Genomic DNA, 12497 nt, shown 5'->3' with positions numbered 1-12497 from the left:
CCTTAATTAAACAAAATTTCTGCTGCAATTTGCTCAATATCTTCATGCTCTACTGCAATTATAGCTTCAAACGAATAATTATACTCAATGTCACCTTTTTTAACTATGAAACCTCCAGTAATATCTCTAGTTTCATCAGATACTTTAATGCCTTTTTTAGATAATACATCTTTTAATGTTTTTCTATCTTTTTTAGATAATACTATCTCAGATCCATCTGTACAATTCGCTTTTTCAATCATATTTAATATAATTTGTTCATATTCACTATCTTTAAGATTTAGAAGTTTATTTTTAGCTTCTAAAACTACTGCTTCTAAAATCTGTTGTTTCTTTGATAATATTTGTTTCTTAGCCTCCATATAAGCTCCTGATATTTCCTTAGAAGCTGCTTTCTCTGCTTCTGCCTCTGCAAGCTTTGTATAGGAAGCCATTTCCTTTTCAGCTTTTTCATTAGCTGAACTTATCTTTAAATCTGCTTCACTTTTAGCTTTATCCAATATTTCTTGTGCCTCTTGTTTGGCATCAGCTATAATTCTGTCAATCATTTTTTGTTCATTACCCATAGGAGTGCTTCCTCCTTTTCATTTTTTTTACTTATGAATTATATTCTATAATTAACCAACTGCAATTCCATTGTAAGCTAAGAAAGAAACAAGTAGTCCTAAAAGAGCATATGTTTCAACTATCGCTGCAAATGTTATAGCTTTACCAAGTTCTTCAGGTCTTTTAGCAACTATTCCAACCCCTGCTGCTGCTGCCTTACCTTGTGCAATACCTGATACTAAGCCAACTAGACCAATTGGAAGTCCTGCCATAAGAAGTTGTAAACCTTGAGCTGATGTTGGTATCGCATCTCCACCAATAATTCCTGCTTTTGATAAAATAAGGAAAGCTATGATAAATCCATATAGACCTTGTGTACCAGGAAGAAGTTGCAAAACTAGAAGTTGACCGAATTTACTAGGGTCTTCTGTTACAACACCTGCTGCGGCTTGACCTGCTATTGAAGTACCTTTAGCAGAACCCATACCTGCAAATAACGCTGCTATAGCAGCTCCTGATATTGCCAAAAATTGACCATTTCCTAACGCGTTTAAAAATTCCATATTTACATCTCCTTTTTATTAATGCTTGTATATTTTGTTTTATACTTAAACGGAACAAAAGGAACTCCTCCGCCTTCATAAAACTTATTGAAAAATTCTACATACTGTAACCTACTTGTATGAACATATGCACCTAGTGCATTTATAAGAAGGTTTATTGTGTGTCCTACAACACCAATTACAACTGCAAATATTGGACCAGCTATAGCCCCTAAAAGATTGATAACCTGCCCTATAACTCCTGTTGTTAGACAAAGAGCCATAATTCTTGTATAAGATAATATATCAGCAAAATAACTTGTTATACCATAAAGACTTGAAAATCCTTTAAAAAGCTTAACAGGAACACCTTTAAAGCTTCTTCCTTGAGTAAGGATAAGACCTATAGCACCTATAATTGCTAAATATTTTCCTACTTCAGAAAATACGCCAATATCTCCTGCAACAAAAGGTATTATAAGTAGACATACCCCTGTTATACATAAATACCAAAACCCTATATCAAAAATTGCATCTATTACCTTTCCATCTCTTATTAATGTATATGCTTTAATTCCCAAACCTACATATATATGGATAATACCGAACAGTAATGACATCCCCATAAGTACCATAACATCCTCTAAAGGATTAATTAAAGCTTTTATAGGAACTAAATCCCCCAAAATACCCCCGAATATAAGACCCCATATAGTAGTTGAAACTCCACAAATACCAATAAGTTTAATTAAATTTCCTTCACCCTTTTTCATTTTTGATTTGTATACAATAAATCCACAAGCTAGGGCAATTATTATCCCATATGCAGCATCACTTAGCATCATTCCAAAGAATACAACATAGAAAAAAGTCATAATCGTATTTGGGTCAATATCTTTTGTGCTTGGACAACTGTACATGTTTGTTACACTTTCAAAAGGTGTTACAAGTTTATTGTTTTCAAGTAGAATCGGGAAACCTTCTTCTTTGTTTCCTTCCTCTGTTTGAACACAACAATCAAACTTTTCTGTGATTTCACTAATTAGGTCGCTTGCACTTTTACTTGGTAACCAACCATTAAGACAGAATGTTGTTTTTGTTTTTACAAGTCTCTCTATAATCTTTTTCTGGTCTCTTTCTATAGTGTAAAAGTCATATAGATTTTCAAGCATGTGTATATTATTTCCATGATTTTTGATTTCTTCTGTCTTATTTTTAGAAACGTTTTCCTGTCTAATTATCATTTCATTGTATTTCTTGATAGCTTGTGATGGTGTACCTTCCTCACTTGGTAATGTAACTATTGTAAAATTAAATTCTTTAAGAACTTCTGTAGCATTATCAAAAGTTTCTTTTAAAGTAATTAAATAAACATAGTTCATTAACTTGTCAGAATCAATAATTCCAAGAACACTTTCTGGCACTTCATCCTCTAGTCTAACTCTTAAAGCATCAATATTTGCATTTGTGGGTATAGTTCCTAGAATAGTTTTTGTATACTTAGTTTCCATCTTTTCAAAAGGAACATCAAAGTTTACCCATGGCTCTAACATACTTTTATTATTATTTAATAAATTTATGTTACTCCTTATTGTACCTATCTCTTTATTTAGATTATTTAACTCCAAAACTTCAGCATAAATTTCATCTTCTTTTTCACTGTCAATTTTGTTAAATTCTCTTTTTGGTGCAAACATAGCTTTCTTTTGTTTCACTAGTGAAGAAACAATGTCAATCGCTTGATTCACATGTGCCATCTTCTGTTCTAGCATTATAACCTCTGACTCCTCACCATCTTTTGTAAGATGATTTTTTAACTCATCCATTTCAGTAAGAAAGGCACTATCATCAATCTGAACAAATCCACGGTTCATAAGTAGCTTTAAAATTTGGCTTTTTTGAGCTTCTAAGCCAACAATAGATATCTTGTTCATATTAACTATTGCCATATTATCTCACTACCTTTCCAATAACCGCTTCGATTGCCTTACTTCGTCTTTCTGTCGCAGTTTTTTCAATTTTCAGACATTCACTTTTAGCATCTGCCAAGATTTTATCAACCTCTGCTTTACTGTCGGTGACTGCCTTCTCAACAAGAGTTTCTTCCATAAGCTTTGCTTGCTTTTTTACATCAGTCAAGATGCTTTCACATTCGTTTACAGCATCAGCTCTGATAGACTCTGCATCAGTAACAGCTTTTACTTTAATACTGTCTGCTGTCTGCTCTGCCTCAACAATGCTTTTTATTATTTCAAAAGCCATCCAAATCACCTCTCTTACCTTTTTACTATGTATATAACTAATTAGAGTTTTTTATTCTAATTAGATTACTACCTCATTGTTAAAGTATAAACAGCATTTTTATATAATAATTAATTTTTTTCAACATTTATTTTTTAATAAAACATATTTTAGAGTAGTACTTGCTTAGACTTACATTCTTTTTTGACTTACTTTTAGACTATGACATGAGTATGATTTTTAAATATCATTATTTTCAATAATTATAATTTAAAGCAATATGGTTTGTCAATAGCGTTATTTTGTTTTGAAATTAACGGTTTATCGACATTTTCAATTTTTATTTCAATTTTTTTTTACATATAACTTTATTTATTCCATATAAATTATTTTTATCTTTTTTTTCAACACATAGAATGATAAAACTTATTGTTTTTTTTGAATTTTTAGAAATATCTTATATTTTTTCATCTAACTTTTATAAATCATCAGCTCATATCGATTTTTGTCAGCTTATTTTAGTTTAATTTTTTCTAAATTTATTAGATATAAGTTAATCCTTTTTTAAGATTGATAAAATTTACACTTATTTTTAAATACTTTAGTCCCTCAATCATTATCTTAACTTTAAATAAGTAATACCACTAATTAGTTTATATATTATATATTCGCCAACATGATGAAAAAATCCTCGAACCAATCACTCCAATCTTCAATAGGATATGCAGCTCCTCCATTTACGCTTTTTAAAAGATTGGATGTATATTCTTCTCCTATAGAAAAAAGTTCACCTATCGTTATATCATATCCTCTAGATGTAACTACTTTACAAAATGAATCCATAACATCACGTTGTTTTCTTGTTTCCATAATCTCTTTCTTAAACTCTGAATCGTTCTTTGCTTCATCTAAAATTTTAATTAATTTTTCATTCATTATATACATTCCTTTCTATATAAAAAAGAAGCCATCTAAAAAAACTAAGATGACTTCACTTAATCGTCATAAACAATATTTTTACTAGTATAAAATAATTGGTGTACCTGGTTCTATATTTTCATAGATTTTCTTTGCCTTAGAAAAAGGTGTGTTTACACATCCATGTGAACCTGAAGATCTATATATACCTCCACCAAAAGAACCTCTCCAAGTAGCATCATGAATTCCTATATTTCCATTAAATGGAAGCCAATAACTTACAGGTGAACTATAGCCTTGACCAGTTAAAGAAACATTTCTAGCTTTATAGTTAAGAGGATATATCCCTGATGGGGTAGCAAATCCTCTACCTAAATCGCCTGTTACAACATCTGTTGATACAAGCATTTCTCCATTCTTAAAGAACCACATGTGTTGGTCAGAAAGACTAATCTCAACATATGTATTACCAATATCATCTTTATTACGAGATACAGCTTTTTGTATGTAGATAGGTTCTCTTGTAACATTTTTTCCAGCTTTTACAACATCAACTAAAGCTTCTGCTTCTTTCTTTTTATCTATCAACCATCCATAAATTCCACCTGAAATAGTAATCTCTTTGCCAGTTGCAGTTTTAAATGGTCTTGAATCTCCAAAAGTACTATATTTTTTGCTTAATCCTCTTGTATACTCTACCATCACATCATTATCGAAAGTTATGTCATAATTTTTTTCTGAGTCTACCTTTAACCACTTATTAATCTCAGAACCATCTAAAGTTTCCTTACGGTCACTAAAATCATATGTAACAACTACACTGACATATTTATCTAATGTCTTAATAGCCTCTTTTAACTTTTCTGAATCCTTTGTATTGTTTGGAACTTCATATAATTTACTCTCCTCTAAAGAAACAGAAGTAACACCAGAATTAATTGATTTTTTTACTAATTTATAAAAATCATCTTTTTTTACTTTGTTTCCAAGTACTTCTGGTACTATAACATAAGCATTTTTACTGCTATCATACTTAGGGTATGCACTCTTAGGCTCTACAACATTTTTACTATCAAAACAAGATAAAGCATTAAACCCTTTTTCTAGTAAATCTTTATCATATGAAAGAGTTACCATATTATTATACTCTTTAGATTTAAATATTCCACCAATCCATCCAAACGCACTTTGGCTATCTTTTATTTTTTGAACCTTATCATCTGGTGTAAACTTTAAATCTATATCTTTTGCTTTTATTTGTTCTTTTTTATTGTTTCTTTCCTCTAGACTTAAAGTATAAGAATTAGTACTTGATGTTAATAAATCATTTACTTGTTCAACTGTCTTTCCTGAAGCTTTCACACCATTAATAGTTGTACCAAAGTAAAAATGATTTCTAAAAAAGATTGCCATCCCTATATAAGCTACAATCAAAACACCTACTACTATAGCTATCTTAACTTTTAGATTTTTTTGCCCACTTTCTTGTTTTGCCTCTTTTCCTTCAATCATAACTAAATCCTTTCTTCATTATAATTACCTATGTACTTTACTAGTTTTAAAAAACCTTATTTCTTCTATATACCCAAACTATTATATTATTAATTTATATTTTTAAAGATAGAGTTATTTACATGATATCAATTTATATTTCAGATAAAATGATTATTGTCAATTCCCCCTTTCAAAATCCCTTAAATATAACCTCTGCTATAATAATATATTACCATACTTTTAAGCATCAGTGTGGCTATCTGTCTATTTTTGTTACATTAAACTACTATTTCCAAAAAAAGAAACTAATATCTTGTTAGTTTCCTTTTTTGATTCATTCTTATATATTAGTCTCCAACTTAACATAACGTTGTTATATACATTTTATATAATTATTATTTAATTATTTTAGTTTCTATATCCTTTCCATCTGCATACTCTTTAAGTAAATCCTTAGCGTATCCAAAGTACTCTTCAATATCTGATTCCGAACTAAATGAAAATATACAAATTAGTATTTCAATTGCATCTGTTGTTATCATAGCTCTCTCGGAATCACTAGTTGGGCTTCCAAATTTACCTAATGAATCAGATAATATAGGTAGATTTTCTATATTTATCAACTCTTTTCCAATACCTTTATACTGCTCGCCTTCATCACCTACAGTAAAACATATTGGTGGATGTAGTTTACTTACATTATATGTACCAACTGGATATAATGATTTTATAGATATTAGATTATTTATTTCAACTATATTATTTATTGTATATAGACCCTTACCTTGAACAATTCTTCTAACTAATGCTTCTGAAGACGTTCTATATCTACTTGGATTTTTACCAAGTTCTTTATATGCATCTCTTGCATCTTTAATCTTATCCAATTTCGTAATATCTTCAATTTCTAGCTTTTGATTCAAAATATCACAAAACTCATTTATCCCATTTATTAACTTTTCTGAGCTTTTATTTACTACTACTTTTGCTTGGATACATCCTAATTTTGCATCAGGCCATTTGTCCTTAAGTTTTTTATCAATGCTTATATCTATCATACTCAAACAACTCCTATCATTAAATTTTTATTTAAGTTTTTTATCATCTATACATTATAGTACTATTCTTTTGTTAATAACATATTTATATCCAAAATAATTTATTTTTAACAGATTTTTATAAAAGATAATTACTTTCCTCATATCTGAATCTTACAAAATAAAAACACTAATTATCTAGCAAGCATTTATTAAATCCAAGCATATATAATAGTGTTTTATATGAAAAAATAAATTTTATTTTTAAAGTAATTTCATAAAATTTTGAACTGGCATTGGTCTTGCAAAATAAAACCCCTGAACTAAATCACATCCAAATTGCTTCATTAACTCAGCCTGTTTCTTACTCTCAACGCCTTCTATAATTACAATTAAATCTAATGATTTTGCTAGAGATACTATAGACTTTGCTATATTACGACTTTTCTCATCATTTTCAATACCATTAAGAAAAGACTTATCTAATTTTAATACATCAATTGGCATGTCCCTTAGACAACTAATAGAAGAATAACCTGTTCCAAAATCATCCATAGAAATTGAAAATCCATGCTTCCTTAATTCATTTAAAACACTTTTTAGTATATTTAATTCATTAATAACTACAGTTTCTGTTATCTCTAATTCAATTAAATTTGAATGTATGTTATATGTTTGGATAGTACTATTGATAAATTTTACAATATCTGGTTGATATAACTCAACTCTAGATAGGTTTACTGAAACTGGTACTAATTTTTTCCCTTGTTTTTCCCATTTAGATAAATCGCTACAAACTCTTTCAAATACAAATCTACCTATTTTTAAAATCAATTGACTTTTTTCTGCTATTGGAATAAATATAGCTGGACTTATAAACCCATGTTCAGGATGATTCCATCTTATCAGTGCTTCACTTCCTATCATCTCACCATTTACAAGTGAAAACTTAGGTTGATAATAAACTTCAAATTGATTCTTTACTAATGCTGTCTTTATATCATCTAAAATTATAGCTTCCTCACTAAGCTTATTTCTAACATCTTCATTATAAATAGCATAGTTTATATTTTTACCTTTGGCAACAGACCTTGCCATATTAGCTTTATTTACAGCCTTTTGAGCATCTACTTCTCCTTCTTCTACGAAGTAAATACCCACACAAAGAGAAATTTCAAATACTGTATTTAGATTATTTTCAATATTACTTCGTATACTATCAATTTTTTTTATAATTTTATTTCTTCCATTTTTATATTCACAAAAAATAGCAAAATAGTCACTTGAAAGCCGTGCATATATTTCACCTTCTGTTAGTTCCTCTTTTAAAGCACTTGCTATAGTAATTAATAGATTATCACCAAATTCATATCCAAAAGTATCATTAATCATTTTAAAATTATCAATATCAAAATATACTATAATATAATTTAAAGATGGTTTATTTAAAAGATACTTACTACATTCTCTATAAAATTTATTTTGATTTCCTATATGTGTAACTCTATCTTCATATGCTAAACTTAATATTTCTTTTTCATTAGATTTTTTTATGTACATTATATAGAAAATAATTGCAATAAACACAAATATAATCAATAATACTGCATATACAGCTCTCTTAATAATTTGCTCAGAATTACGGAATATAACATTTTCTGGAATTGAAAAAATCAAGTTCCAATCCTTTATATAATTATCTTTTTTCTTTCCATTATCCATAGTAGCATATCCTAGGTATCGTCTTTCTCCTGACATATTTAAGATTGCAGCACCTGTTTTATTTTCTTCTAATTGTTTTTTTAATTGATTTACATCTTTAATATCATTATCCTGCTTTAACAATTCATAAATATTTCTTGATAATCTATCTTGTTGAGGATGAAGTATAACTGTCCCATTATTTTTTACAACATAAGATATACTATTATTTTCATAAAAAGATACATTTATAAGTTTCATTAGAGTATTGACATCATAAGTACAATACAAAACTCCAACTACTTTATCATTATTTAATATTGGTACTGAGATAGTAATCTTTTTTACAGACTTATTTACTTCATCAATATATGGGCTTGAAACATACTTTTTACCATTAATTGAATTTTTGAAGAATTCTCTATCCTTAACAGAAAACTTATTACCCTTAGTATTTTCTGCATTCCCATTTATATCAACAATTGCCATAGTATAAAATTTTTGGTTTTCCATTTCATCTAAAAGCTTTTTTATTTTTTCTTCATTAGACATGTTAGGATTTGAAGTATAATAACTTGAAAAAATATTTAAAATATCTAAATCTTTTTCAATTTGTCTTTGTGCTAACTGAGAACCTTGTATCGCAACTTCTTTTATATGTACTTCTGCCTCTGATATAAGAAGTTTTCTTGTATCTTCTATATATAGATATCCTAATATCAGAAATAATGATGCCATTAAAAGAATTATAATTAATGTAACACTTTTATTTCTTTTAGTCATCTTACCCCTCCCTTAATTAGTCAACACTTTATATCCCTATTTATATCTTTATTAATACAAATTTATTACTTATCTTACATACAAATATACCCAAATATTACATATAGATTCATTCTAATTATTATAATAACATTATTTAATTGAATTTTGAATTAAAGTTTCAAAACTATTTATGTTTTTTTAAATGAAAAATCCCATATACAATGATATTATATATCTAATGTATACAGGATTTTAGTTTATTTATTTTATAGTAAGTTTTATAGTAAATTTATTTTCCATAATATGAATTTAAATACATTTCTTTTATTTCATTCATAAGAGGATATCTTGGATTCGCACCTGTACATTGGTCATCAAAGGCTTGAATCACCATTTCATCTAGTGAATCTATAAATTTAGATTCCTCAACACCAAATTCTTTTATAGTTTTAGGAATACCAACTTTACTCTTTAAATCTTCAATAGCTATCAATAAACTTTGGAATTTTTCTTCATCAGAATTTCCTTTTAATCCCAAGAATGAAGCTATTTCAGCGTATCTCTTTAATGCCTCTGGATACTTATATTGAGAGAAAGCTCCCATTTTCTTTGGTGCATTAGAAGAATTAAATTTCATAACATCTGTTATTAAAAGAGCATTTGCAACACCATGTGGTACATGATGGAAAGCACCTAACTTGTGAGCCATAGAGTGACAAACACCTAAAAATGCATTTGCAAAAGCCATTCCTGCCATTGTAGAAGCATTTGCCATTTTTTCTCTTGCTTCTGAGTCTTTTGCTCCATTATCGTATGCACGTGGAAGATATTCAAATATGCTCTTAATAGCTTGTAAAGCTAGACCATTTGTATAGTCAGTTGCAAGCATAGATACATATGCTTCTAATGCATGAGTCAAAGCATCAATACCAGAAGCAGAAGTTAATCCTTTTGGCATATTCATCATCATATCCGCATCAACTATAGCCATATTTGGCATCAACTCATAATCAGCTAATGGATATTTAACACCTGTATCTTGGTCAGTTATAACTGCAAATGGAGTTACTTCTGAACCAGTCCCTGCTGATGTTGGTATAGCTACAAAACTAGCTTTTTCACCCATTTTAGGGAACGTATACACTCTTTTTCTTATATCCATAAATCTCATTGCTAGGTCTTGGAAATCTACTTCTGGATGCTCATATAATGTCCACATTATCTTACCTGCATCCATTGCACTTCCTCCACCTATAGATATTATTACATCTGGATTAAACTCTCTCATAGCTTTAGCACCTATCTTAGCACATTCTAAAGTTGGGTCTGGTTCAACTTCAAAGAAAGTAGTGTGCTTGATGTTCATTTCATCTAATAGGTCAGTAACTGTCTTAGTATATCCATTATTGTAAAGGAATGTATCTGTTACAATAAAAGCTCTCTTTTTATTCATTACATCTTTAAGTTCTTTTAACGCCACTCCTAAACAACCTTTTTTAAAATAAACTTTTTCTGGTGCTCTAAACCAAAGCATATTTTCTCTCCTCTCAGCTACTGTCTTAATATTAAGTAAGTGCTTAACTCCTACATTTTCAGATACTGAATTTCCTCCCCAAGAACCACATCCTAAAGTAAGAGAAGGAGCTAGTTTAAAATTATATAAATCACCTATACCACCTTGAGAAGAAGGAGTATTAATTAAAATTCTACAAGTTTTCATAGCTTTAGTAAATTTATCAAGCTTTTCTCTCTGATTTACATCATCAATATATAATGAAGATGTATGACCAAACCCTCCATCTTCTACCAATTTTTCTGCTTTACTAACTGCATTATCAAAGTTGTTTGCTTTATACATTGCAAGTACTGGTGAAAGTTTTTCATGAGCAAAAGCTTCTTCTATTTCAACTGAATCAACCTCACCTATTAAAACTTTAGCATCAACTGGAACTTCAAAACCTGCTAATGTTGCTATTGTGCAAGCTGTTTGACCAACGATTTTAGAGTTTAATCCCCCATTTACTAAAATTACATTTCTTAATTTTTCTGTTTCTTCTTTATTTAATAAGTAAGCACCACGATCTTTAAATTCTTTTTTAACTTCATTATATATATTTTCCAATACTATAACTGATTGTTCAGAAGCACATATCATACCATTATCGAATGTCTTAGATACAAGAATTGAATTTACAGCAGTTTTTATATCTGCGCTATCATCAATTATTGCTGGTGTATTACCTGCACCGACTCCAATAGCTGGTTTTCCAGATGAATATGCCGATTTAACCATTCCAGGGCCTCCTGTAGCAAGAGTTAAGTCAACTTCCTTCATAACAGTCGTAGTTAATTCCAAAGATGGCTCATCAATCCATCCGATTATGCCTTCAGGAGCTCCAGCCAGAACAGCAGCTTCAAGAACTACCTTTGCTGCCTCTATAGTAGAATTTTTTGCTCTTGGATGTGGAGAAAATATTATTCCATTTCTAGTTTTTAGAGCTAAAAGTGATTTAAATATAGCAGTAGAAGTTGGATTAGTTGTAGGTATAACTGCTGCAACAACTCCTATTGGCTCAGCTATTTTAGTCATACCAAAGGCTTCATCTCTCTCTATAACACCACAAGTTTTAGTTTCTTTATATGCATTGTATATATATTCTGATGCATAGTGATTCTTTATAACTTTATCCTCAGCAATTCCCATACCAGTTTCTTTTTGTGCCATTATAGCTAGAGGAACTCTTTGCTTATTAGCTGCTAAAGATGCTGCTAAAAAAATCTTATCTACTTGCTCTTGAGTGTATGTAGCAAAGATTCTTTGAGCTTCTCTAATTTTTGCTAATTTTTTAACTAAATTTTCAACATTATTTACAACGCATGCATTATCTGCCATAGCTTCTTCTCCCCTTTTATTTTCTATTATAGTCTGTTCTTTATTAGCCATTTCAATGCCCTCCTAGAATAGTATAATCTTCTTTTTCTGTTAATTTATTAACAGTATAGCATGTTATCTTTGCATTTTCAAGTTATTTTTTTAACATTTTATTTTTTGTTTAGTATTATATTATTTATATTAATAATAATATACTTTACAAATATCTAGATTAATTATATATTACTTTATTTTTTATATAAATCGTGAATAAATTCATCTCAACGCTTAAGGATAACGTTATTATTTTAACACTTATATTTTCATTTTTTTAATGAAAAAATCAAAAGATTTTTTTCAAGTATAGTATTGTATAAAAGT

At 29.1% G+C, this 12497-nt stretch carries 9 protein-coding genes; all 9 read right to left on the bottom strand.

Translation table 11 applies throughout. The features are described 5' to 3' along the window. Positions 1–2 precede the first annotated feature (2 nt). Positions 3–566, bottom strand: a complete 564-nt coding sequence (locus IC174_RS02060) for a V-type ATP synthase subunit E (protein WP_227482032.1) — start codon at positions 564–566, stop codon at positions 3–5. A gap of 51 nt (positions 567–617) precedes the next feature. Then, positions 618–1109 carry a V-type ATP synthase subunit K gene (locus IC174_RS02055; protein WP_021385913.1) on the bottom strand — a complete coding sequence of 164 codons (492 nt, stop codon included), beginning with the start codon at positions 1107–1109 and terminating at the stop codon, positions 618–620. Positions 1110–1111: 2 nt separating this feature from the next. Next, the gene (locus IC174_RS02050; RefSeq protein WP_227482031.1) at positions 1112–3037 is read right to left on the bottom strand and encodes a V-type ATP synthase subunit I; all 1926 of its coding nucleotides are present in this window, start codon (positions 3035–3037) and stop codon (positions 1112–1114) included. Between the two features lies 1 nt (position 3038). Then, complete coding sequence (locus IC174_RS02045) at positions 3039–3350, bottom strand: hypothetical protein (RefSeq protein ID WP_227433997.1); 312 nt, start codon at positions 3348–3350, stop codon at positions 3039–3041. Positions 3351–3989: 639 nt separating this feature from the next. Next, positions 3990–4265 carry a Nif11-like leader peptide family natural product precursor gene (locus IC174_RS02040; protein ID WP_227482030.1) on the bottom strand — a complete coding sequence of 92 codons (276 nt, stop codon included), beginning with the start codon at positions 4263–4265 and terminating at the stop codon, positions 3990–3992. 84 nt (positions 4266–4349) lie between these two features. Further along, positions 4350–5759 (bottom strand): L,D-transpeptidase family protein, encoded by a 1410-nt coding sequence (locus tag IC174_RS02035; protein WP_227433961.1) that lies wholly within the window; start codon positions 5757–5759, stop codon positions 4350–4352. Positions 5760–6136: 377 nt separating this feature from the next. After that, positions 6137–6799 (bottom strand): B3/4 domain-containing protein, encoded by a 663-nt coding sequence (locus IC174_RS02030; RefSeq protein ID WP_227433960.1) that lies wholly within the window; start codon positions 6797–6799, stop codon positions 6137–6139. Between the two features lie 243 nt (positions 6800–7042). Further along, positions 7043–9262 (bottom strand): EAL domain-containing protein, encoded by a 2220-nt coding sequence (locus IC174_RS02025; RefSeq protein WP_227482029.1) that lies wholly within the window; start codon positions 9260–9262, stop codon positions 7043–7045. Between the two features lie 271 nt (positions 9263–9533). Further along, positions 9534–12137: a bifunctional acetaldehyde-CoA/alcohol dehydrogenase gene (adhE, locus tag IC174_RS02020; RefSeq protein WP_227482147.1), complete on the bottom strand. Its 2604-nt coding sequence runs from the start codon at positions 12135–12137 to the stop codon at positions 9534–9536. Positions 12138–12497: the final 360 nt, after the last annotated feature.

Source organism: Clostridioides sp. ES-S-0001-03 (assembly GCF_020676075.1).
In the GTDB taxonomy this organism is placed as follows: Bacteria; Bacillota; Clostridia; order Peptostreptococcales; family Peptostreptococcaceae; genus Clostridioides.
Note: the sequence above shows the minus strand (reverse complement) of the source record. Positions and strands in the feature narration are given on the sequence as shown.

Excerpts from the sequence above, each read along its gene's own strand:
- IC174_RS02055 (WP_021385913.1), bottom strand. The coding sequence starts at position 1,109 with ATGGAATTTTTAAACGCGTTAGGAAATGGTCAATTTTTGGCAATATCA.
- IC174_RS02060 (WP_227482032.1), bottom strand. The coding sequence starts at position 566 with ATGGGTAATGAACAAAAAATGATTGACAGAATTATAGCTGATGCCAAA.
- IC174_RS02050 (WP_227482031.1), bottom strand. The coding sequence starts at position 3,037 with ATGGCAATAGTTAATATGAACAAGATATCTATTGTTGGCTTAGAAGCT.
- IC174_RS02030 (WP_227433960.1), bottom strand. The coding sequence starts at position 6,799 with ATGATAGATATAAGCATTGATAAAAAACTTAAGGACAAATGGCCTGAT.
- IC174_RS02025 (WP_227482029.1), bottom strand. The coding sequence starts at position 9,262 with ATGACTAAAAGAAATAAAAGTGTTACATTAATTATAATTCTTTTAATG.
- adhE (WP_227482147.1), bottom strand. The coding sequence starts at position 12,137 with ATGGCAGATAATGCATGCGTTGTAAATAATGTTGAAAATTTAGTTAAA.
- IC174_RS02040 (WP_227482030.1), bottom strand. The coding sequence starts at position 4,265 with ATGAATGAAAAATTAATTAAAATTTTAGATGAAGCAAAGAACGATTCA.
- IC174_RS02035 (WP_227433961.1), bottom strand. The coding sequence starts at position 5,759 with ATGATTGAAGGAAAAGAGGCAAAACAAGAAAGTGGGCAAAAAAATCTA.
- IC174_RS02045 (WP_227433997.1), bottom strand. The coding sequence starts at position 3,350 with ATGGCTTTTGAAATAATAAAAAGCATTGTTGAGGCAGAGCAGACAGCA.